This is a genomic window from Halorubrum coriense DSM 10284, assembly GCF_000337035.1.
GTDB classification, from domain to species: Archaea; Halobacteriota; Halobacteria; order Halobacteriales; family Haloferacaceae; genus Halorubrum; species Halorubrum coriense.
In genome coordinates, this window is the sequence record NZ_AOJL01000044.1 from 56,254 (window position 1) to 77,357 (window position 21,104).

Consider the following 21,104-nt stretch of genomic DNA (forward strand, 5'->3'; position numbering starts at 1 on the left):
GAAAAAGGTGTCTCGCAAAACACCGCGATTGATAATGGCGTGCGACGGGCGGATTTTAGGTCCCCGCGCACCGACGGTCGACCGTGTCACCCGCCGATCGACTTCGACGGCTCCGGCGACTCCGGCGACCCGCGATCAGGCGACGGGTCCGCGCGGCGGTGGCCGAGGAGCTGCTCGGGACGCCGCGGAGCCTCGCCGTCGTCTGCGCGTTCACGGCGTTCATGTTCGCCGTAGGGCTCGGCTACTACGCGCCGACCGCGGACGAGGTGCCGGTCGCCCTCTGGCCGCTGTACGCCGATTCGGCGGTCGCGGTCGCGCTCGGCGGGGGCGTCCTCGCGAGCGTCGTCGCGACCGTGCGACGCGGCGGCGACGTCACCGCCGACGCGCCGACATCGCGGGGGTTGGCGTACCTCCACACGCTCGCGTTCGTCTGGCTGGTCCAGTTCGGCCTCTGGCCGCTCGTCTCGCTGAACCTCGCGTTCGGCGAGTACGTCGCCGCGCCGGACGCCTGGATCTACTACTGGGGCGTGATCGGGACGCACCTGCTGTTCGTCGGGCTCGCGCTCCTGTTTCCCGCGTTCGGTCGCACGACCCGCGGCGCGCTCGCGACCGCGCTGGGGCTCGGCGTCGTGAACGCCGTCGTCGACTACTGGGTCGGCTACCACCCGCCGCTGCTGTACGAGCCCGGTCTCGGACTCGCCGCCGCGACGCTCGCGATAGCGGTCGGCGCGGTCGCGCTCGCGTCGCGGTCGTTCCGCCGGCTGGGCGAAGGGTCGGACTGAGACGCGTTCGAACGGTCCCGGGGAGAGTTCACATCGATATACGAGGGCGCGGCGGGATCTACGCGAGCGAACGCAGTGAGCGAGCGTGGAGCCAGTCGCGCCCGTGACGGAGCGGAGCGAAGTCACGGGCGCGACGGGATTCGAACCNAGTGAGCGAGCGTGGAGCCAGTCGCGCCCGTGACGGAGCGGAGCGAAGTCACGGGCGCGACGGGATTCGAACCCGCGATCGAGAGGTTAGGAACCTCTCGCCCTGTCCGCTAGGCCACGCGCCCAGAACGAGCGAAAAAACGGGACGGCGGTGATCGGTCGGCGTCGGGGCCGGGTTACGCGCTGGTTTCCTTGTCGGTCTCGGTCTCGAGGTCGTCGAACTCCTCGTCCTCGTCGTCGAGCGCCGAGTCGGCCTGCTCACCGTCCTGCATCTCCTGAAGCTCTTCTTCGACCTGTTCGCGGCCCTTCCTGAACTCGCCCATCGCCTGTCCGGTCGACCGCGCGAGCTTCGGAATCTTGTTCGCGCCGAACAGCAGGACCAGCACGAGCAGGATGATGAGGAGCTCCGGCCCCGCCGGAATGCCGCCGATCAGTGGTATCGCACTTACCATCTCTACTCCGCTCTAGCCCTGTGGCAACTATAGTCTTTTTGCCTCGATGGGTGACCGTTCCCGAAACGGTGATACGCCCGGCAGCCGAGGTCGAGATATGCCCGGAATCGGTGACGACGCACCCGACTTCACCGGATCGCTCGTAGACGGCGACATCGCGCCGTTCGAACTCTCGGCGCACCTCGGCGACGAGCCGGTGGTGCTGGCCTTCTTCCCCGCCGCCTTCTCGAACACCTGTACCGACGAGATGGAGGCGCTCCGCGACGGGTTCGACCGCGACGACTGTACGCTGTTCGGCGTGAGCACGGACCTGCCGCACGCGCTCGCCGCGTACCGCGTCCAGTACGACCTCCCGTTCGCGCTCGTCGCCGACCCCGCCAACCGCGCGATCGAGGCCTACGACGTGATCGAAGACTTCGAACACTACGGCGTGGAGACGGTCGCGCAGCGCGCTATCTTCGTGATCGACGCGGACGGCACCGTCACGTACCGCTGGCTCGCGGACGACGCCGGACAGGAGCCTGACTACGACGCGCTCGACGAGGCGGTTGCGGACGCGACCGCCTGAACGCCGCTCTCGGTTCAGGCCGGATCGCGGAGCGACTCCAGCGCCTCGGGGTTCTCCATCGACGAGAGGTCTCCGGGGTCTTCGTCGCTGTACACCGACTCGATCGCGCGCCGGATGATCTTCCCCGACTGCGTCTTCGGGAACGCGTCGACGAACAGCAGTTCGCGCGGCCGGAACGGTTTGCCGTGTTCGTCGCCGACCAAGGCCCGGAGCTCCTCGCGGAGGTCGTCGCTCGGGTCGACGCCCGGTTCGAGGACGACGTACGCGACGACCGCGGTGCCGGTGGTGTCGTCGGGGACGCCGACGGCCGCGGCCTGGTTGACGGCGTCGTGGTCGATGAGGACCCCCTCGATCTCGGCCGGTCCGACCTTCCGTCCCGCCACGTTCAGCGCGTCGTCGGCGCGGCCGTGGAGGAACCAGAAGCCGTCCGAATCCTTCTGCGCGAAGTCGCCGTGGTCCCACAGGTCGGGCCACGTCGACCAGTACTCCTCGAGGTAGCGCTCGTCACCCGACCACAGCGACTTCGTCATCGACGGGCAGGAGTCGCGCGCGACGAGGTAGCCGCGCTCGCCCGACTCCGTCACCGACTCGCCGGCCTCGTCGACGATGTCGATGTCCATCCCGAGGCCCGGCCCGCCGAGCGTACAGGGTTTCAGCGGCTGGTTCGGCATCGGCATCAGGAAGCAGCCGCAGATCTCCGTCCCGCCGGAGATGTTGACGACGGGGCAGTCGCCGCCGCCGACCGCGTCGTGGAACCAGCGCCACGACTCGGGGTCCCACGGCTCGCCGGTGGAGCCTAAGATCCGGAGCGAGGAGAGGTCGTGCTCGTCGACCCACTCGTCCCCGTGCTTGCGGAGCGCGCGGATCGCGGTCGGCGAGATGCCGAACTGCGTGATGCCGTGTCGGTCGATCATCTCCCAGAAGCGGTCGGGCTCGGGGTGGTCGGGCGCGCCCTCGTACATCACCACCGTCCCGCCGAACGCGTGGTTGCCGATCAGCGTCCACGGCCCCATCATCCAGCCGATGTCCGAGACCCAGAAGAACCGGTCCGCGGGCTTCTGGTCGAAGCCGAAGTGGATCTCCTTGGCGCACTGCGTCAGGACGCCGGCGTGGGTGTGGACGATCCCCTTCGGCGTGCCGGTCGTCCCCGAGGAGTACAGCAGCATCGACTCCTGGTCGCTCGGGAGGTGCTTCGTCTCGTACGCCGCGGGCTGCGAGCCGACCGCCTCGTCCCACGTCCGGTCGCGATCGTCGTCCCACGGGATCGGGTCGGTGTCGCTCCCGCCGTCGGCGGAACCGCCCGCTGGCGTCGCCCCGAGTCGGTCGTACACGACGACCTCCTCGACGTGGCCGGCGTCGGCGATCGCCTCGTCGGCGGTCGCCTTCAGCCGGACCTCGTCGCCCCGCCGGTAGAACCCGTCGCCGGTGAACAGCACCGACGGCTCCGCGTCGTCGATCCGCGTCGCGGTCGCCTCACGTCCGAAGCCGGAGAAGATCGGCACGGCGATCGCCCCGACCTTCAGACAGCCGTAGAGGATCGAGACGACCTCGGGGACCATCGGCATGTAGAGCCCGACGGTGTCGCCCGTCTCGATCCCCGCCTCAGTCAGGTAGTTCGCGACGCGGTCGCTCTGCCGGCGGAGCTCGTGGAAGGTGATCTCCCGGACGTCGCCCGGTTCGCCCTCCCAGATCAGCGCGACGCGATTGCGGTTCGGCGAGTCGACCGCGGCGTGGCGGTCGACGACGTTGTGCGCGACGTTGACCTCGCCGCCGGGGTACCAGTCGGAGAACTGCGGTCCGTCGCTGTCGTCCCGGACCGCGTCGTAGTCCGTGTAGAACTCGATGTCGAGGTAGTCGACGATCTCGTCCCAGAACCAGTCGACGCCCGACTCGGGCTCGCCCGCGACCTCCGAGGTGGTGCGTTCGATCAGCGCGTCGTAGTCGTCGATCCCGTGCTCGCGCATGAACGCGGCGACGTTCGTCGACTCGGCGAACGCCTCGCTCGGCTCGTGTACGACCTCGTCTATCCCCTCGTACTCGTCCATCTCGGCCGGTGGTTTTCGCGGCGACAGTAAGTAACTTTCCTGAAGGACTCACCGCGGGTCGGCGCACTCGCCCGCGACCGCCACCGTCTCGGCGTCGACCGCGACTCGTCCGTCGTACAGCGCGCAGGTGCCCGCGTCCCACGCCAGCCGCCCCTCCCAGTCGGCCGCCGTCACCGCGGCCTCGTGACGGCCGCTCTCGCCGACGGTGACCTCGAACGCCTGCGCGACGCCGGCGTCGACGCGGTCGGACTCGTCCGCGTACGTCGTCCCGTCGTAGCCCTCGACGACCACCGCCACGTCGACCGGGGCGTCGCCGTCGTTTTGAACGGTCAGGTCGAGCCGCCCCGGATCGGCGTCGCCCGCTCCGAGGCAGCCCGCGCTCGCGCCGGCGAGCGCACCGGCGCTCGCGGCGAGAAGTCGGCGTCGGTCCATGTCCGGCGCTCGTCGTGGCGGGACTTCAATCCCGTACCAGCAGATCCGCGTCGCGGGTCGTCTAAAGCCGGTTCGCCGAGAAACGGAGTAGTGGGTCGGCGCGGTCGTTACTCGTCGTCCGCTGCCGCGTCGTCCGTCTCGTCCGCGGCAGCGTGGACCGACTCGGGGACGATGTCGACGGAGGCGACCTCATCGTCGGGTTCGAGGTTCATCACGATGACGCCCTTCGTGTTGCGGCTCACCGTCGATATCTCCTCGACGCGAGTGCGCATGATCTGGCCGTCGGCGCTCATCGCGATCAGGTGGTCACCGTTGGTGACCGCCTCGATGGCGACGACCTGACCGTTCCGATCGCCGGTCTTGATGTCGACGAGCCCCTTCCCGTTCCGCGACTGCGGGCGGTACTCGTCGAGGTCGGAGCGCTTCCCGTAACCGTTCTCGGTGACGGTGAGCACCCAGTTGTGGTACTCGTCGTCGATGGCGGCGACGCCGGCGACGGCGTCGCCCTCGCGGAGGTCGATGCCGATCACGCCCCGGGCCGTGCGGCCCATGGCGCGCGCCTCCGACTCCTCGAACCGGATCGCCATCCCGTTCCGACTGCCGATGACGATGTCCGTGCCGCCGTCGGTCACCTCCACGTCGACGAGTTCGTCGCCGTCCTCCAGCCGGATCGCGCGGATCCCGGTCGACCGGATGTTCCCGAACTCGTCGACGGCGGTCCGCTTGATGTAGCCGTCGCGGGTGACCATCGTGAGGTACTCGTCGTCGTCCAAGTCCTCGGTGTTGACGACCGACTCGATCTCCTCGCCGTCGTCGAGGTCGAGGAGGTTGACCGCGGACTTCCCGCGCGCCGTGCGGGACATCTCCGGAATCTCGTAGGTCTTCAGCTCGTAGATCTGGCCCTGATTCGTGAAGACGAGCAGGTAGTCGTGGGAGTTGGCCGCGAACACCGAGGAGACGCGGTCGCCCTCCTTGAGCCCCGTGCCGATGATCCCCTTGCCGCCGCGGTTCTGCGCGCGGAACGTGTCGAGCGACATCCGCTTGATGTAGTCGTCCTCGCTCATCACGACGACGCACTCCTCCTCGGGGATGAGGTCCTCGTGGGTCACGTCGCCGACGTCCTCGATGAAGCTCGTCCGGCGCTCGTCGTCGTACTCGGCCTCGATATCCCGGAGCTCGTCGACGATCACCTGATCGAGTTCGCCGGGGTCGGCGAGGATGGTCTCGAGCCGCTCGATCCGCGCTTTCACCTCCGCGTACTCGTCTTCGATCTCGGCCGTCTCCATCGACGTGAGCGAGCCGAGCTGCATGCGGACGATGTGGGCCGCCTGCGCCTCGGTGAACTCGAACGTCGACTCCAGCGCGGCCTTCGCGGCGTCGCGGTCGTCGGAGTCCTGGATCGTCTCGACGACGCCGTCCACGTTGTCGAGGGCCTTCAGGCGGCCTTCGAGGATGTGCGCGCGCTCCTCGCGCTCGGCGAGCTCGTGTTCGGAGCGCCGCCGGACGACCTCGCGCCGGTGCTCGACGTAGTGTTCGAGCGTCTGCTTGAGGTCGAGTACCTGCGGCGAGCCGTCGACCAAGGCGAGGTTGATGACGCCGAACGTGCGTTCGAGGTGGCTCTCTAACAGCTGGTTCTTGACGACCTCCGCCATCGCGTCGCGCTTGAGCTCGACGACGATCCGGATCCCGTCGCGGTCGGACTCGTCGCGCAGGTCGCGGATCCCCTCGATCGAGCCCTCGTTGACGTCCTCGGCGATGCGCTCGACGAGCCGCGACTTGTTCTGCTGGAAGGGGAGCTCGCTGATGACGATCCGACCCTCCTCCTCGTCGACCTCGAACTCCGCGCGGACGCGGATCCGGCCGCGACCCGTCTTGTACGCCTCGTGGACCGCGTTCCGCCCGACGATGTTCGCGCCGGTCGGGAAGTCGGGCCCCTCGACGTGCTCCATCAGGTCCTCGACGGTCGCGTCCGGGGTCTCGATCAGCTCGACGGTGGCGTCTATCACCTCGCCGAGGTTGTGCGGCGGGATGTTCGTCGACATCCCGACCGCGATGCCCGAGGAGCCGTTGACGAGCAGGTTCGGGAACGCCGCGGGCAGCACCTCGGGCTCTTCGAGGCGGTCGTCGTAGTTCGCCTGGAAGTCGACGGTGTCGCGCTCGATGTCCGCCATGAGCTCTTCGGCGATGGGGGCCATCCGGGCCTCCGTGTACCGCATCGCAGCCGGTGGGTCGCCGTCGACGGAGCCGAAGTTCCCCTGGCCGTCGACGAGCGGGTAGCGCATCGAGAAGTCCTGTGCCATCCGGGCGAGCGTGTCGTAGATGGCGCTGTCGCCGTGCGGGTGGTAGTCGCCCATCGTCTCGCCGACGACGGAGGAGGACTTGCGGTGCGCGGAGTTGCTCGTCACGCCCGCCTCGTTCATCGCGAAGAGGATCCGGCGGTGGACGGGCTTGAGCCCGTCCCGCACGTCGGGGAGCGCGCGACCCGCGATGACGGACATCGCGTAGTCGATGTACGACTGCTCCATCTCGTCTTCGATGCGGGCGTTCGTCACCTGTGCGGCGCGCACGTCTCCGGGGTCGGCGTCGGGACTCTCTGAGCTCATATATCCACCCACTCCGCTTCGGTCGCGTGCTCCTTGATGAACTGCTTGCGCGGCTCGACCGCGTCACCCATCAGCACGTTGAACATGCGGTCCGCGGCGGCCGCGTCGTCGACGTTGATCCGCTTGAGCCGGCGGTTCTCCGGGTCCATCGTGGTGTCCCACAGCTGCTCCGGGTTCATCTCGCCGAGCCCCTTGAACCGCTGGACCTGCGTGGGGTTGCCGTCGCACTCCTCCTCGACGATGCGGTCGCGCTCCGCCTCTGTCATCGCGTCGTACGTCTCGCCGCGGTAGCGGACGCGGTAGAGGGGGGGCTGAGCCGCGTACACGTAGCCCGCTTCGAGCAGGGGTTTCATGTGGCGGTACAGCAGGGTGAGAAGGAGCGTCCGGATGTGCGCGCCGTCGACGTCGGCGTCCGTCATCAGGATGATCTTGTTGTACCGGACGTCGTCGATGTCGAACTCCTCGCCGATGCCCGCGCCGATCGCGGTGATCAGCGCGCGGATCTCGTCGTTCTCGAGGATGCGGTCGAGCCGGTGTTTCTCGACGTTCAGGATCTTCCCCTTGAGCGGGAGGATCGCCTGGTTCTCGCGGTTCCGGCCCTGCTTTGCCGAGCCGCCCGCCGAGTCGCCCTCGACCACGAACAGCTCCGCCTCCTCCGGGTCGCGGGTCTGACAGTCGGCCAGCTTGCCGGGCAGCGCGGTCGACTCGAGCGCCGACTTCCGGCGGGTGAGCTCCTCGGCCTTCTTCGCGGCCTTCCGGGCGCGCGCCGCCTCGGCGGCCTTGTGGACGACCTTCTCGGCGGTGTCGGGGTTCTCCTCGAAGAACGTCCCGAGCTTCTCGTGGGTGGCGGACTCGACGACGCCGCGGACCTCGCTGTTGCCGAGCTTCGTCTTCGTCTGCCCCTCGAACTGCGGGTCCGGGTGTTTCACCGAGACGACCGCCGTGAGCCCCTCGCGGACGTCCTCGCCCTTCAGGTTGGCGTCGAGGTCGTCGACGAGGCCGTGCTCGTTGGCGTAGTCGTTGACGGTGCGCGTCAGGGCCGTCTTGAAGCCGGTGAGGTGCGTACCGCCCTCGCGGGTGTTGATGTTGTTCGCGAACGCGTGGACGGAGCCCTGGAGCTCCTCCGTCGCCTGCATCGCGACCTCGACGTGGACGCCGTCGCTCTCGCCCTCGAAGTAGATGACGTCCTCGTGGATCGGCGAGCGCGTCTCGTTGAGGTACTCGACGAACTCGCGGATGCCGCCGTCGTAGCGGAACGTCTCGGCGGTGTCGTCGCGGTCGTCGACGAGGCGGATCTCGACGCCGGAGTTGAGGAAGGCGAGCTCGCGGAGCCGGTTCGCGAGCGTCGACGTCTGGAAGTCGGTCGTCTCGAAGATCTCCTCGTCGGGCCAGAACCGGATCTCCGTCCCGGTCGACTCGTCGGGACCGGCGTCGCGGACGCGCTCGAAGCCGTCCTCGGCGGGCTCGCCGCGCGCGAACCGGTGGCGGAAGACGCCGCCGTCGCGCGTCACCTCGACCTCCAGCCGCTCGGAGAGGGCGTTGACGACGCTGACGCCGACGCCGTGGAGGCCGCCGGAGACCTGATACGACTTGGAGTCGAACTTCCCGCCGGCATGGAGGACCGTCAGGATGACCTCCAGTGCCGGGCGGTCGTACTCCTCGTGGGTGTCGACGGGGATGCCGCGCCCGTCGTCGCTGACGGAGACGGAGCCGTCGTCGTGGATCCGTACCTCGATCTCCTCGCAGTAGCCCGCGAGGGCCTCGTCGATGGAGTTGTCGACGACCTCGTAGACGAGATGGTGGAGCCCCCGACCGTCCGTGGACCCGATGTACATCGCCGGTCGCTTACGGACGGCCTGCAGGCCTTCGAGGACCTGAATTTGGCCGGCTCCGTATTCACTCTGCTCTGACATAGGAACTTACCCTCGCTAGTCGCTGTCGGGTTATAAAGCCGGCGCACGCGCGCGGGCGTGAGAACCTGCCGCGGAAGCCACTGTGGCCGAAGTCACCTGCGGGCGGGAGCGGCGCGTGGTCCGAAGTAACGTGTGGTTAATCTTCCCACAGCTACAAGCCCGGCGCGTGCGTACCGGCTGTCGATGCTACCCATCGCGGACTCCTTCGAACACGTTCACCGCGGCTGCGAGATCCGGTACGGGCGTGGCCGCATCGCCGGCCTCGGCGACTGGTTCGGCGAGCGCGACCTCGAGGAGGCCCTGCTCGTCTGCGGTTCGAACACGGGCGCGAACGACGCGCTGATGGACCCGATCCGAGAGGGGCTCGGCGACCGACTGGCGGGGGTCTTCGACGGGACCGCCCCAGACAAGCGGGTCGAGACCGCCTACGACCTGCTCGACGCGCGGGCGGAGACGGGGGCGGACGTCCTCGTCGCCGTCGGCGGGGGTGCCAGCCTCGACGTCGCCAGACAGGCGACGCTGCTCGCGGCCGACGGTCGGGACCTCGACGAGCTCCGCGCCGACGCGGAGGCCGGCGGAGACGCGCTCGGCGACCTCGCGCCCGAGAGCGGCCCGGCCCTGCCGTTCGTCGTCGTCCCGACCACCTTCGCCGGCGCGGACGTCTCGACCGGCGGGTCGCTGGAGGTGTTCGCGGCCGACGAGTCGCCGACGGGGCAGCCGGTGACCGTCAGCGGGAGCGGTGCGTGGCCGATCGCGGACGTCGCCGACCCGGCGCTGTTCGAGACGACGCCGACCTCGGTGCTGGCCGGGTCGGCGATGAACGGCTTCAACAAGGGGATCGAGACCACCTACGCCCGCGACGCCGACCCCGTGAGCGACGCGGCCGCCGTCCACGGCCTCCGGCTCCTCGCCGGCGCGCTCCCGCGCGTGGCCGGCGACGAGCCGGGCGGCGAGCCCGCGACCGACCGCGCGGTCGTGGGGTCGCTGCTCGTCCAACTCGACCGCAAGATCAGCGTGATACACGCGTTCGGCCACGGGTTCGCCCGCCGCTACGACGTCCAGCAGGGCGCGATCCACGCCGTCGTCGCGCCGCACGCGCTGGCGTACCTCTTCGACGAGGTCGACGCGAGTCGGCGCGCGCTGGCCGCGGGGCTCGGCGTCCCGACCGAGGGCCGCGACGACGCGGCGATCGCCGAGGACGTCGTCGCGGCGGTCGCCGAGGTCCGCGACGCGCTCGACGTCCCCACCCGACTGCGGGACCTGCCCGAGACCGACGAGGGCGACCTGCCGGCGATCGCCGAGTTCGTCGTCGACGACCCGCCGATGGAGCGCGCGCCGGCCGGCCTCGACGCGACCGCGGAGGGTGTCCTCGGCGTGTTGCGCGCGGCGTGGTGAGGGCACGAACCCGGCGGATACCGGCGATTTATCACTCGGATCCGTACGTCTCCAGCGCGGTCAACCGCCCGTTCTCGACGTCGAACACGTCGACGAAGGCGAACAGCTCCGCGCCGTCGGCGTCGAGGAGGCGGCCGCGGACCGCCACGCCGGGGCCCGAGGGGTAGACGCGGTCGACCGCGTGCGTCGTGTCGGTGTTCGGCCGCTCGTCGCGCATGAACGCGACGAAGCGGTCGCGGCCCTCGAAGGTCCTGTCGGAGCGCCGCTGGACGAACGCGGGGTGGAGCAGCGACGCGAGCCGGTCGTACTCGCCGGCGTCGATCGCGTCGTAGTAGGCACGGGCGAGGGCGGCGGGGTCGGCGTCCCCGTCCGACGAGTCGCCGTCCGCCGCGTCGACGTCGGCACCGTCTCCGGGGCCGTCCGCGTCACGCCGCGAGGGCATCGAACTCCTCGGCCGAGGTTCGGGTCCCCTTCGAGATGATCACGTCGCCCCCTCGCAGCGTGGTGTCGAGGTCCGGGCCGACCAGCCACCCCTCGTCGGGGCGGCGGATCGCGAGCACGCTCGTTGAGATGTCGGTCGCGGGCACGCCGTCGACGACCCCCGTCCCGTCGAGGCGGCTCCCCTCGCCGACGACGGTGCGGGTGATGATCTCGTCGGACTCTTGGACGGCCATCTCCACGACGGGGTGGACGTCGAGGTCGCGGAGGACCCCCTCGGTGATCGTCAGCGCGGCGTCGGAGATCTCCTCGGTCGCGACGCCGAGGTGGATGAGCCCGCGCAGCGCCACCGGGTCGTCCGCCTCGGCCGCGGCGCGGAGCGTCCACGCCTCGAACCGCGACTGGAGGGCGTCCACCTCGATCTCGAGGTTGCTCACCTCCTCGGCCAGCTCCTCGTTGTCGAAGAGGACCGAGCCGTACGCCAGGTCGACGGCGAGCTCGGAGAGGTTCTTCATCAACACGATCGAGTCGACCGCGCGCTCCAAGTCGTCGATGCCGGGCTCGGCCTCGGGGTCCGGCTCGTACGGGTCGCCGCTCAGCACGGGATAGACCGCCGCCACGCCGGCCTCGGGGCCGCGCAACAGCGTCACGTCGCCGGCCTCCAGCCGGGTCGTCGCCCCGGGGTTGAGGATCCAGTCCTCGTCGCGCCGGACCGCGATGACCCGGACGCCGGTCTCCGATTCGAGGTCGACGTCGTCCAGCCGCCGGCCGGCGTACGCGGAGTCGTCGCTCACGGTCCCGCGGACGAGCGTCTCCACGCCCGCCGAGAGCGCGCCCCGCATCGCGTCGGGGAGGCCGATCTCCTCGGTGACGATCTTCGCGATGTCGCCCGCGGCGTCGGCGATCTTGTCCGCGGCGGCGATGACGCCGAGGACGGGCGCGAGCGTCTCCGCCTCGTTCGGGTTCCGCGCGGCGAGCATCAGGCTCATCCGGGCGCGCATCTGGAGCACGTCCATCCGGTGTTCCAGCTCGACGACCTCGTGCGCGACCGTGGGGCTCCCGTGGAGGACCGCGGAGTACGACAGGTCGATCAGCAGCTCCGCCGTGTCCTTCATCTCGACGAGCAGGTCCTTGACGCTCGTCGGCTCGTAGCGGACCGTGCGGCCGTCGAAGCGTCCCATGCGACTCCCTCTCCGGCCCCGAGTAAAAGGCTTGTTGCGGGTCGACGACGCCGCGGGAAGGCGGCTCAGACGGCGTCTCCGGCGACGTAGCCCCTCTCCGACTCGGGGATATCCGGACCGTCGCCGACGGGCGCGGCGAGGTCGACGAGCGCGAGCCACCCGAGCAGCCGGGCCGCGCGGTCGCGCCACGTCGCCTCCCAGTCGGGGTCGCGGGCCCTGTCGTGTCGCGGGACCCGCTCGCGGGTCGCCGCGAAGAGGTCGGCGGCGGTCAGGGGGTCGTCGGGCGAGGCGGCGTCGAGCGCCGCGAGCGCCTCGGGGACGAGCAGCACCTCCTCCCGGAGCCCCTCGCGGACGCGCTCCGGCGTCGGCTCGGCGTCGGCGCGGACGAACCCCCGAGCGGTCTCCTCGACGAGGTCGAGCGCGCGCAGGAACGCGAGCCAGTCGTTCGCGGTCTGTCGGTCCGGGAGGTCGCACCGCCGCCGGAGGCGGGCACAGCAGTCGTCGGTGTCGCCGGGGACGAGCGGGACCGCGCGCCGGAACTCGCGGAGGGCGTCGAGGTCGGCCGGCGGTTCGGGGACGGGTTTGAGTCGCATCGGTGAGAGGCGGGGCGCTCCGGGCTCAGCGGTAGCCGAACGACTCGGCGAGCAGTTCCTCGTCCGTCTCGCCGACGGTGTAGACGGGGCCGTCGACGACGTCGACGGTGACCTGCGCCGGGGCGAACACGCTCTCCGGGACGTCGTAGAAGTCCCAGTCGGCGTCCTCGAACACGTCGACGAAGGGGGTGCCGTACTCCTCGCTCGCGGTGGAGACGATCTCGCCGAACCGGTCGTCGTCGCGCGCGACCTGGAGGTGGACCTCGCCGCCGTACGCGAGCGCGTCGTTGGTCCGGCCCATCGCCTCGGTCTCGTCGCGGGTCGGGGGTGCGAGCGGCGCGGAGCCGGACGCGTGGAGCACGTCCGTCGGCTCGTAGCCGACCTCCAAGAGGCGGAAGACGGCGAGCTCGGCGGCGCGGGCCGCGGTCGTGACCGAGCCGGCGGTCGAGCCGGTCGCGAACGTCGGGAGGAACACGCCCTCGGCGTCGACCTCGGCCAGCTCGGCGACCTGCTCGGCGACTTCCTCGTCCGGCAGCGTCGTCGACTCGATCGCGAGCGTGGCGAACTCCGCGGAGTCGTAGTAGCCGACGCGCTCGAACTCCGTCTCGCGGCCGACGAGCGCGCGGGCGGGCCCGGAGCCGAGCCCCTCGAAGCCGCTCTCGGTCGTCACTTCCCAGCCGGCCTTCTGCGAGCAGAGCAGCGCGACCGCCGGGTGGTCGGTCGACAGCTCGACGTACTGGCGCGGCGCGCCGGCGAGCTCGCCCATCCGCGTCCGGAGGTTCGCGAGCCCGGCGGTCTGGATCTCCGCGAGCAGCAGCCCCGCCTCGACCCCGCCGGCCGCGTCGATCCCGAAGTCGACGACGGTGGCCCCGTTGTCCAGCTCGTAGCCGACGACGTCCAGCTCGCCGGCGAAGTCGAGGGCCTCGTCGACCAGCTCGATCGCGGTCCGATTGATGCTTTCCATGTCCGAGGCTACTCGCTCCCCGTTTAAGGGGTTTGGCTGTTCGGCTCGCCTACTGCGCCCGCCGCGAGCTTCTCGCTCGACGCAAAACTTCATTATCGAAGGTGAAGATTTAATCCTGTCCGCCGCCAACACGTTTCGCATGAGTTCAGCGGGTCCGAGCGGGCTACAGGCGGTCCCACGAGCGCTGCGCGACCGCGAGTCGTGGCTCGAACCGTTCGACTGGTACCGGCGGATGCGAGAGGAGGCACCGGTCCGGTACGACGCCGACCGGCAGACGTGGGACGTCTTCCTGTACGAGGACGTGAAACGCGTGCTGAACGACGACGAGACGTTCTCGGCCGACCCCCGGGAGGCGGACGACTTCGTCGAGCCCGAGGAGCCGGGCGAGGGACTGATCCTCGACACGATGCTGTTCAAGGACCCGCCCCGCCACGACGAGCTTCGAGGCGTCGTCGACGAGTGGTTCCAGCCGCGGAGACTCAGGGACCGCGAACCGCACTTCCGCGACCTGGCGGGAGAGCTGCTCGACGACGCCGTCGGGGCCGAGGGACGGATGGACGTCGTCGGGGACCTAGCGTCCCCGTTCCCGGTGACGGTCATCGCCGAGCTGCTCGGCGTCCCGCCGTCGGACCGAGACCGCTTCAAGACGTGGTCCGACGCGCTCGTGGCGGCCGCGAGCGACGACGAGGGCGCGGAGGCGTACGCGGACCGCCAGCGGCAGACGCAGATGGAGATGGCGCAGTACTTCCTGGAGATGATCGAGTCCCGCCGCGAGGAGCCCCGCGACGACCTGCTCTCGGTCATCGTCACCGCCGAGTCCGAGGGGGGCGGACGGCTCTCCCGCGAGGAGGCGCTCGGCATGTGTATACTGCTGCTCGTCGCCGGGAACATCACGACGACGAACCTCGTGGCGAACGCGGTGCGGTGTTTCGCCGATGCCGACGCGGACCTGCTCGACGAGCTTCGCGCGGACGACCGCGCGCTCGAGAGGGCCGTCGAAGAGGTGCTACGGTACCGTTCGCCGGTCCAAGCCATGAGCCGGGTCGCCGCGGAGCCGGTGACGATGCGGGGTGAGACCATCGAAGCGGGCGACCGCGTCATCGCCTGGATCGGCTCGGCGAACCGCGACGATTGTCAGTTCGCGTCGGCGGAGACGTTCCGACCCGACCGGTCGCCGAACCAGCACCTCGGGTTCGGCCACGGAACCCACTACTGCCTGGGCGCGCCGTTGGCGAGGCTCGAAGCCAAGGTCGGCCTGTCGGAACTGCTCGACCGCGTCGAGCGGCTTCGGCTCACGGACGAGCCCCTCCAACCGACCCGAAGCTCGTTCGTCTACGGCGTCGAGTCGCTGCCGATCCGGTACGACGAGCGGCGGTAGCCCGCGGCGACAGCCGCGTCACCAGAAGCCGCCGTCGGAGTCGCCCGGGCCGCTACCAGCACCCGGGCCGCTCGGCCCGCGCGGCCCGCTCGGTCGCGGGTCGGGATCGATCTCGACGAGTTCCGTCTCGGCGCTCGGGTCGACCTCTCGGCCCTCGTCGTAGCGGACGAACGAGAGGTAGAACGGCTCGCCGCAGCCGACGCCCCCCGCGTCCGGCTCGCGGTACGGCTCGTCGCCGCCGACGTCCGTGCCGCGCACGCCGTCGTGCGGGTCCCACTCGACGCCGTCGCTCTCGCCGCAGACGAACCGGACGCCGTCGGCGGCCGCCTCGCTCTCGTCGCTCTCGCCGCTCTCGTCGGCGTCGAACGGCTCGGTCGGCGCGACGTACGTCCACCCCTCCAGCGGGTACGGCGTCACCGACTTGTCCGCGAGGTATCCCTCGCGTTCGAGCGCGACGAGCGTGCCGCAGTGCGGGCAGTAGTACGTGACCGGATAGCTCATACGCCCCGTAGGATATCCGCTGATAAACAGCCGTCGCCGCCGCGTCAGCTATTTGATCGTTCGGACCGACGAGTCGGTATCTCATCGGATCCCACCTCGGGCGGTCCCGACGGCGCAGACCGCGCGGCCGACGCAGGCGGAACGACCTCCACGGACGACGCGGGCGGCTCGGCCCCCGCCGACCCCGCGGACGACCCGTCGCGACTCGTCACCCGCCGCCGGCTCCTGTACGGCGTCGCCGGCGGCGTCGGCCTCGTCGGGGGCGGCGGACTGTACGTCGCGAACGCGCTCTCCGGCGACTTCGGCGGGTACGAGGCCCCCGAGACGCAGCCGATGGTCTCGACGCGGGGGCGGCTCGACGACGCCGAGCCGACGGCGCGCTCGGGGTCGTGGGAGTTCGGCGGGGCCGACGCGGTGGTCCTGTACGTCCACGGCCTCGGCGCGGACGCCGAGTCGGCCCGCGATCAGGCGTACGCCGCCCGACTCGGGCTGGAGGCGGCGTCGGAAGCGCCCGGCGGCGCGAGCGCGCTCCCGGTCGTCGGCTACTCGTGGTCGTCGAACGTCGACTGGGGGCCGGCGAAGCGCACCGCCGACGACAACGCCGCCCCGCTCGCCGACTGGCTGACCGCGTGGGCGGACGAGGACGGGCGGCCGGTCCACCTGTTCGCGCACTCGCTCGGCGCTCGCGTGACCGGGGCGACGCTCCGCGAACTCGCGGACAGGGGGCGGACGGACGTCCTCGCGTCGGCGTCGCTGTTCGGCGGGGCGGTCCCGCGCGACAGCGTCGGGACCGAGAGAGCGTACGGGGCGGCGGTCGAGGCGCTCGACGCCCCCGTCTACAACTTCCACAGCCGGAGCGACCGCGTCCTCGGCTGGGTGTACCGCGCGTCGGACCGGACCCGGGCGGTCGGGCATGGCGGGATCTCGGCCGCCGCGACCGCGCCGGACGGCTACGCGGACGTCGACGTCACCGACTTGATCGCGGACCACTACTCGTACCTCGAGCCGGACGCGGGCTGTCTGTCCCGGGCGGTCGACCGGATCGAGTTCGAGTAGTCCGTCGGCGCGCTCCGGCCCGCCCCGCCGCCGACGCGTCCCCGGAACCCCTTTTACCGGCGCGGTCGACCCTTCGGGCATGATCGACGAGACCGTCGCCGAGATCCGGGCAATGCGGACCCACAGCACGTCCGCGGTGGCCGTGAAGGCGACGCGGTCGCTCGCGGACCTGCTGGACCGGGAGTACGTGACCGTCGACGAGTTCGAGCGCGACCTCGAACACAACGCGGGCGTGCTGCGCCGGTCGAACCCCTCCCACGCCGCGCTCCACAACGCGATGCGCGATGTCGAGCGCTCCATCGTCGGCGAGGCGACGAGCGTCGAGGGCGCGAAACAGCTGTTAGAGGACGTGATCGCCCGCGTCACGGAGGACATCGAGACGGCGAAGGGCGAGGCGGCGGCCAACGCGGCGGAGCGCATCGAGGACGGCGACACGCTGCTCGTCCACGACTACTCGACGACGGTGCTGGAGGCGATCGAGAACGCCGCGCGCGACGGGGCGCACCTGACCGTCTACGTCACCGAGGCGCGCCCGCGGACCCTCGGTCGCAAGACCGCCCGCGTGCTCGCCGGCGTCTCGCGCGTCGACGTCCGCATGGTGGTCGACAGCGCGATGGGGTACGCGCTGCGCGACTGCGACCGCGTCCTGCTCGGGATCACCTGTATCACCGGCGGCACGTACTACAACCGGATCGGCACGTTCCCGCTCGTAGTGACCGCCCGCGAGCTGGGCGTCCCCGTCACCGCGGTCGGCTCGGGCGCGAAGACCATCGAGGAGTTCCGGTTCGAGAACGAGTTCCGCGACGCCGTGGAGGTGATGCGCGAGCCGGTCGAGGACGTCGAGATCGAGAACCCCAGCTACGACGCCACGCCCATCGGGATGATCGACACCGTGATCACCGACGACGGCGTCCGGAACTGATCTCGAAATCGCCTCTATGCCGGACAGACCCCGGCGAGCGACGCCGAACGGCCCAAAGCGCTTTGTGCGTGTAGTGTGTTAACGGTTGGTATGAGTGTACATCCGAGTTCGACGGCGGTGTTTCAGATCCCGGATCGAGGGGTGACGGGAGCGGGATGTACGGACGTCTGGTGTGACCTCGGAGCGGTCGCGACGGAGCCGGGCGTCGTCACGGCGGTCGCCATCGTCGGGGTCCTCGCGCTGCTGACGTTCGCGTACGTCCGCGACGCCGAGGCCGCCTGCCGCGACGAGCGCCGGCGCGTCCTCGACGAGCGGGACGCGTTCGAGACGTTCGCCGACAGGGTCGGCCGGATCGACACCGTCTCGGTCGCGACGGACGCGACGCCGTCCGGCGTGCCGGTCGCCGCGCTGCGCGGCATCGGCGGGGGCGGGCGGCGACCGGGCCGCGGTCCCACCGGCGACAGCGTCACCCTCAGGCGAGTGCTGGGCGCGTACGAGGACACCGTCATGTCGCTGCCCCACTACCGCTCCGAGTACGACGAGACGACCGCCCAGAGCTTGGCCGCCGAACTCGGTCCGGACACCGCGACGGCGCTGGCGTCCGACGGCGGCCTGTCCAGCGGGGCCCAGTCGGCGCTCGTCGACCGGAGCCGCCACGCCGCCGCCGCCCGCGACCGGCTCGTCGACGCCATCGACGAGGAGATAGCCGAACTCGACGAGCGGGAGGCCGCGCTGTCGACGATCGACCGCCGCCGCCGTCGACTGGTGGGCCACATGGAGGGGATCCGGGCCGAGAGCGAGGCGGACGCGGCGATCGACGTGTGGAACCGGCTGACGGAGCTCGAACGCGAGTGCGACGAGCTCGCCGCCGAGCGACAGGTGTCGCTCGACGACCCCCCGCTGACGCCCGAGACGGCGATCGACACGGATGGAGAGCGCCCCTTCTACGACTACCTCTACGGCCCCACCGACGGACCGCGCTATCCGGTGTTGGCGCAGGTCGCGGAGGTCGCCGACGGGATCCGCGCGGACAGAGACCGGGTCGGCGCGCGGATAGCCGGCAGTCGCTGACTCGGCAAAAGTCCCCGACTGCGAGGCGACCGCTCACTGATTCGCGGTGCGGCCCGACGGCGGCGCGCCCGCCCGCCGAGAAAACTCAAAACTACCGGATTGTTTATGAACGTAGGGCGGGACGGGGGGTGTATGAGTTGGCAAGCGGCGGAACGAGCGTTCACAGACGACGCGATCGCCCGCGAGACGCTTCCGCAGATGTTCGAGCGGACCGCGGAGCGACACGCGGCCCGGACCGCGCAGCGGTATAAAGGGGGGATCTACGACCGCTCGCTCGTCGCCGAGGGCGTCGTCGAGCCGGCACCCGCGGGCGGGTACGCGGACCTGACGTACGACGAGATGCGCGGGATCGTCCGCACCCTCGCGGCGGGATTCCGCGAGCTGGGCGTCGACGACGATACCCGGGTGGCGATGTACTCGCAGACCCGCATGGAGTGGGCGCAGACCGACTTCGCGGCGCTGGCCGCGGGGGCCGTCGTGACGACCGTGTACGCCTCCTCGTCGCCGAGCCAACTGCGGTACCTGCTGGAGGATCCCGAGGCGACCGTCGTCGTCGCCGAGAACCGAGAGATGCTTTCGGACGTGCTCGCCGTCCGCGACGACCTCGAACACGAGCTCGACGCGATCGTCACCGTCGACGACGTCGACGTCGACGACCTCGACGGCGACGCGGACGACGTGTACGGGCTCGCCGAGGTCTACGGGCTCGGCGCCGACGCGTTCGACGAGGCGACCTACGAGGGGTGGATCGACGCGGTCGGCGTCGACGACCTCGCCAGCCTCATCTACACCTCCGGGACCACCGGGAAGCCGAAGGGGGTCCGCCTCACCCACGGGAACTTCCGTGACAACGTTTCGCAGTGTTACCGGCGGTTCGCCGACCGCCCCGACCGCGACCCCGAGGTCCCCGGGGTCTCCGCCGAGTCGACGACGCTCTCCTTCCTCCCGCTCGCACACGTCTTCGAGCGGATGGCCGGGCATTACATGATGTTCGCGGCGGGGGCCACCGTCGCGTACGCGGAGAGCCCCGACACGCTCCGCGAGGACTTCGGGCTCGTCCGGCCGACGACGACGACGAGCGTCCCGCGCGTCTACGAGAAGCTGTACGACGCGATCCGCGAGCAGGCGAGCGAGTCGCCGGTGAAAGAGCGCATCTTCGAGTGGGCGGTCGACGTCGGCCGCGACCACCACGAGGCCGACGACCCCGGCCCGCTGCTCGACGCCAAGCGCGCGGTCGCCGACCGCCTCGTCTTCTCGTCGGTCAGGGAGGCGATCGGGGGGAACATCGAGTTCTTCATCTCTGGCGGTGGGTCGCTGTCGGCGGAGCTGTGCGCGCTGTACCACGCGATGGACCTCCCGATCCTGGAGGGGTACGGGCTCACCGAGACGTCGCCGGTCATCTGCGTCAACCCGCCCGAGCGCCCGCAGGTGGGGACCATCGGGCCGCCGGTCGTGGACACCGAGATCGCGATCGACGACGGCGTCGTCGGCGAGGAGGTCGCCGACCTAGCCGGCGACGTGGGCGAGCTGCTCGTCCGCGGTCCGCAGGTGACGGAGGGGTACTGGGACCGGCCGGACGCGACCGCGGACGCGTTCGTCGACGCGGACGACCTCCCGGAGGACGCCGTGACCGCCGGCACCCCGCCGGACGAGCGGGTCGGCGAGGGTGAGACCGACTCGGAGGCCGCGGCCGCGGAGCCGTGGTTCCGCACCGGGGACATCGTCCAGCTCCGCCCGGACGGGTACGTCGCGTTCCGCGAGCGGGCCAAGCAGCTGCTCGTGCTCTCGACCGGCAAGAACGTCGCTCCCGGGCCGATCGAGGACCGGTTCGCCGCCAACGAGTTCGTCGAGCAGTGCGTCGTCCTCGGCGACGGCCGCAAGTTCGTCTCCGCGCTCATCGTCCCGAACTTCGAGCGGGTGACCGCGTGGGCCGAGGACGGCGGCGTCGACCTCCCCGAGGACCGCGCCGCGGTCTGCCGCGACGACCGCGTCCGGGACCGCATTCAGGCGGAGGTCGACCGCGTGAACGAGGAGTTCGAGTCGTACGAGCAGATTAAGCAGTTCCGGATCGTCGAAGAGGAGTTCACCGAGGAGAACGACCTGCTCACGCCGACGATGAAGAAGAAGCGCCGGAACATCTTAGACCGGTTCGCCGACGAGGTCGAACTGATCTACGACGAGTAGCGCGGGCGGGCGCTGTCGGGACTAGAAACCGATATCCGTCGCGAGGGAGTAGACGTGTCGATGGCCCTCCACGTCCCGCCCCGATACGGCTTCGCCGCTCTCGGGGGGTGTTGTTTCGGCCTCGGCGCGCGCCATCTGGTGGCCGAGGGGCCGAGCGTGGGGATCGCACTCGAATCGCTGCTGATACTTCTCCTCTCGAGCGTCGCCTTCTACACCGTCCGCGACCTCCCGCGCTGGGGTATCTCCCGCTCGGGTCAGTGGCGTGCGGTCCGGATCGGCGCGGGGACCGCGCTCGGGTTCGCCGCGCTCGCCGCCGTCGTCTGGCTCATCTGGCTGATCGGACACCACGCGTTCAAGCTCTCCTTCCTGCTCTCGTTCGCCGCCAGCCTCGGCGCGGCGGTCGGATCGCGCGGGAGCCTCTACGCGGTGAAGGCGGACGAACAGCTCACCGAGGCGCAGGAGCTCGCGACCCTGCTCTC

At 70.5% G+C, this 21,104-nt stretch carries 18 protein-coding genes, 1 tRNA gene and 1 pseudogene; 9 read left to right on the plus strand and 11 right to left on the minus strand.

The window, feature by feature from the left end; all coding sequences use genetic code 11:
- Window positions 1–83 precede the first annotated feature (83 nt).
- Window positions 84–782, plus strand: coding sequence for a DUF1405 domain-containing protein (locus tag C464_RS11165; protein WP_049911090.1), 699 nt, complete (start codon window positions 84–86; stop codon window positions 780–782).
- 199 nt (window positions 783–981) lie between these two features.
- Here the strand turns inward: C464_RS11165 and C464_RS11170 are convergent.
- Window positions 982–1,054, minus strand: a tRNA-Arg gene (locus tag C464_RS11170).
- 51 nt (window positions 1,055–1,105) lie between these two features.
- Window positions 1,106–1,381, minus strand: a complete 276-nt coding sequence (locus C464_RS11175) for a Sec-independent protein translocase subunit TatA/TatB (RefSeq protein ID WP_006113807.1) — start codon at window positions 1,379–1,381, stop codon at window positions 1,106–1,108.
- Between the two features lie 97 nt (window positions 1,382–1,478).
- Between C464_RS11175 and C464_RS11180 the strand changes: the two genes are divergently transcribed.
- Complete coding sequence (locus tag C464_RS11180) at window positions 1,479–1,949, plus strand: redoxin domain-containing protein (RefSeq protein ID WP_006113808.1); 471 nt, start codon at window positions 1,479–1,481, stop codon at window positions 1,947–1,949.
- Between the two features lie 14 nt (window positions 1,950–1,963).
- Here the strand turns inward: C464_RS11180 and C464_RS11185 are convergent, their stop codons facing one another.
- The 4 genes from C464_RS11185 to gyrB form a co-directional block, all read right to left on the minus strand.
- Window positions 1,964–3,994, minus strand: coding sequence for an AMP-binding protein (locus C464_RS11185; protein ID WP_006113809.1), 2,031 nt, complete (start codon window positions 3,992–3,994; stop codon window positions 1,964–1,966).
- A 48-nt stretch (window positions 3,995–4,042) separates the two neighbouring features.
- A complete protein-coding gene (locus C464_RS11190; protein ID WP_006113810.1) occupies window positions 4,043–4,426 on the minus strand; it encodes a hypothetical protein in 384 nt (127 codons plus the stop codon).
- 107 nt (window positions 4,427–4,533) lie between these two features.
- On the minus strand, window positions 4,534–7,029 hold the full coding sequence (gene gyrA / locus C464_RS11195) for a DNA gyrase subunit A (protein ID WP_006113811.1): 2,496 nt from the start codon (window positions 7,027–7,029) through the stop codon (window positions 4,534–4,536).
- Window positions 7,026–8,942 (minus strand): DNA topoisomerase (ATP-hydrolyzing) subunit B, encoded by a 1,917-nt coding sequence (gene gyrB, locus C464_RS11200; protein ID WP_006113812.1) that lies wholly within the window; start codon window positions 8,940–8,942, stop codon window positions 7,026–7,028. Before gyrB ends, gyrA begins: the two co-directional genes overlap by 4 nt.
- Window positions 8,943–9,125: 183 nt before the next feature.
- Here gyrB and C464_RS11205 point away from each other — a divergent pair, with 183 nt between their 5' ends.
- On the plus strand, window positions 9,126–10,337 hold the full coding sequence (locus C464_RS11205; RefSeq protein ID WP_006113813.1) for an iron-containing alcohol dehydrogenase family protein: 1,212 nt from the start codon (window positions 9,126–9,128) through the stop codon (window positions 10,335–10,337).
- Between the two features lie 31 nt (window positions 10,338–10,368).
- On the opposite strand, the gene C464_RS11210 is transcribed toward C464_RS11205, so the two are convergent.
- From C464_RS11210 to mch, 4 genes are all read right to left on the minus strand, one after another.
- Window positions 10,369–10,779 (minus strand): nuclear transport factor 2 family protein, encoded by a 411-nt coding sequence (locus C464_RS11210; protein ID WP_006113814.1) that lies wholly within the window; start codon window positions 10,777–10,779, stop codon window positions 10,369–10,371.
- Window positions 10,763–11,956, minus strand: coding sequence for a potassium channel family protein (locus C464_RS11215; protein WP_006113815.1), 1,194 nt, complete (start codon window positions 11,954–11,956; stop codon window positions 10,763–10,765). Before C464_RS11215 ends, C464_RS11210 begins: the two co-directional genes overlap by 17 nt.
- Before the next feature lie 65 nt (window positions 11,957–12,021).
- Window positions 12,022–12,549 (minus strand): hypothetical protein, encoded by a 528-nt coding sequence (locus C464_RS11220; protein ID WP_006113816.1) that lies wholly within the window; start codon window positions 12,547–12,549, stop codon window positions 12,022–12,024.
- Window positions 12,550–12,574: 25 nt separating this feature from the next.
- Window positions 12,575–13,513 carry a methenyltetrahydromethanopterin cyclohydrolase gene (mch, locus tag C464_RS11225; RefSeq protein ID WP_006113817.1) on the minus strand — a complete coding sequence of 313 codons (939 nt, stop codon included), beginning with the start codon at window positions 13,511–13,513 and terminating at the stop codon, window positions 12,575–12,577.
- A gap of 139 nt (window positions 13,514–13,652) precedes the next feature.
- Here mch and C464_RS11230 point away from each other — a divergent pair, with 139 nt between their 5' ends.
- A complete protein-coding gene (locus C464_RS11230) occupies window positions 13,653–14,891 on the plus strand; it encodes a cytochrome P450 (protein ID WP_006113818.1) in 1,239 nt (412 codons plus the stop codon).
- A gap of 18 nt (window positions 14,892–14,909) precedes the next feature.
- On the opposite strand, the gene C464_RS11235 is transcribed toward C464_RS11230, so the two are convergent.
- Window positions 14,910–15,392 (minus strand): hypothetical protein, encoded by a 483-nt coding sequence (locus C464_RS11235; protein ID WP_006113819.1) that lies wholly within the window; start codon window positions 15,390–15,392, stop codon window positions 14,910–14,912.
- Between the two features lie 333 nt (window positions 15,393–15,725).
- Here C464_RS11235 and C464_RS11240 point away from each other — a divergent pair, with 333 nt between their 5' ends.
- The 5 genes and pseudogenes from C464_RS11240 to C464_RS11260 form a co-directional block, all read left to right on the plus strand.
- Window positions 15,726–16,448 carry a DUF726 domain-containing protein gene (locus tag C464_RS11240; protein WP_006113820.1) on the plus strand — a complete coding sequence of 241 codons (723 nt, stop codon included), beginning with the start codon at window positions 15,726–15,728 and terminating at the stop codon, window positions 16,446–16,448.
- A gap of 79 nt (window positions 16,449–16,527) precedes the next feature.
- Window positions 16,528–17,370 carry a translation initiation factor eIF-2B gene (locus C464_RS11245; protein ID WP_006113821.1) on the plus strand — a complete coding sequence of 281 codons (843 nt, stop codon included), beginning with the start codon at window positions 16,528–16,530 and terminating at the stop codon, window positions 17,368–17,370.
- A 90-nt stretch (window positions 17,371–17,460) separates the two neighbouring features.
- Window positions 17,461–18,441 carry a DUF7260 family protein gene (locus tag C464_RS11250; protein ID WP_049911091.1) on the plus strand — a complete coding sequence of 327 codons (981 nt, stop codon included), beginning with the start codon at window positions 17,461–17,463 and terminating at the stop codon, window positions 18,439–18,441.
- Window positions 18,442–18,573: 132 nt separating this feature from the next.
- Entirely contained in the window at window positions 18,574–20,625 is a 2,052-nt protein-coding gene (locus C464_RS11255; RefSeq protein ID WP_006113823.1) for an AMP-dependent synthetase/ligase, read from the plus strand.
- A 60-nt stretch (window positions 20,626–20,685) separates the two neighbouring features.
- Window positions 20,686–21,104: pseudogene (locus C464_RS11260) on the plus strand (sensor histidine kinase); the annotation flags it as partial.

Bases quoted from the DNA above. Each gene is read 5' to 3' on its own strand.
- C464_RS11175 (WP_006113807.1), bottom strand. From the start codon at position 1,381: ATGGTAAGTGCGATACCACTGATCGGCGGCATTCCGGCGGGGCCGGAG.
- C464_RS11180 (WP_006113808.1), top strand. From the start codon at position 1,479: ATGCCCGGAATCGGTGACGACGCACCCGACTTCACCGGATCGCTCGTA.
- C464_RS11185 (WP_006113809.1), bottom strand. From the start codon at position 3,994: ATGGACGAGTACGAGGGGATAGACGAGGTCGTACACGAGCCGAGCGAG.
- C464_RS11190 (WP_006113810.1), bottom strand. From the start codon at position 4,426: ATGGACCGACGCCGACTTCTCGCCGCGAGCGCCGGTGCGCTCGCCGGC.
- gyrA (WP_006113811.1), bottom strand. From the start codon at position 7,029: ATGAGCTCAGAGAGTCCCGACGCCGACCCCGGAGACGTGCGCGCCGCA.
- gyrB (WP_006113812.1), bottom strand. From the start codon at position 8,942: ATGTCAGAGCAGAGTGAATACGGAGCCGGCCAAATTCAGGTCCTCGAA.
- C464_RS11205 (WP_006113813.1), top strand. From the start codon at position 9,126: ATGCTACCCATCGCGGACTCCTTCGAACACGTTCACCGCGGCTGCGAG.
- C464_RS11210 (WP_006113814.1), bottom strand. From the start codon at position 10,779: ATGCCCTCGCGGCGTGACGCGGACGGCCCCGGAGACGGTGCCGACGTC.
- C464_RS11215 (WP_006113815.1), bottom strand. From the start codon at position 11,956: ATGGGACGCTTCGACGGCCGCACGGTCCGCTACGAGCCGACGAGCGTC.
- C464_RS11220 (WP_006113816.1), bottom strand. From the start codon at position 12,549: ATGCGACTCAAACCCGTCCCCGAACCGCCGGCCGACCTCGACGCCCTC.
- mch (WP_006113817.1), bottom strand. From the start codon at position 13,513: ATGGAAAGCATCAATCGGACCGCGATCGAGCTGGTCGACGAGGCCCTC.
- C464_RS11230 (WP_006113818.1), top strand. From the start codon at position 13,653: ATGAGTTCAGCGGGTCCGAGCGGGCTACAGGCGGTCCCACGAGCGCTG.
- C464_RS11235 (WP_006113819.1), bottom strand. From the start codon at position 15,392: ATGAGCTATCCGGTCACGTACTACTGCCCGCACTGCGGCACGCTCGTC.
- C464_RS11240 (WP_006113820.1), top strand. From the start codon at position 15,726: ATGGTCTCGACGCGGGGGCGGCTCGACGACGCCGAGCCGACGGCGCGC.
- C464_RS11245 (WP_006113821.1), top strand. From the start codon at position 16,528: ATGATCGACGAGACCGTCGCCGAGATCCGGGCAATGCGGACCCACAGC.
- C464_RS11250 (WP_049911091.1), top strand. From the start codon at position 17,461: ATGAGTGTACATCCGAGTTCGACGGCGGTGTTTCAGATCCCGGATCGA.
- C464_RS11255 (WP_006113823.1), top strand. From the start codon at position 18,574: ATGAGTTGGCAAGCGGCGGAACGAGCGTTCACAGACGACGCGATCGCC.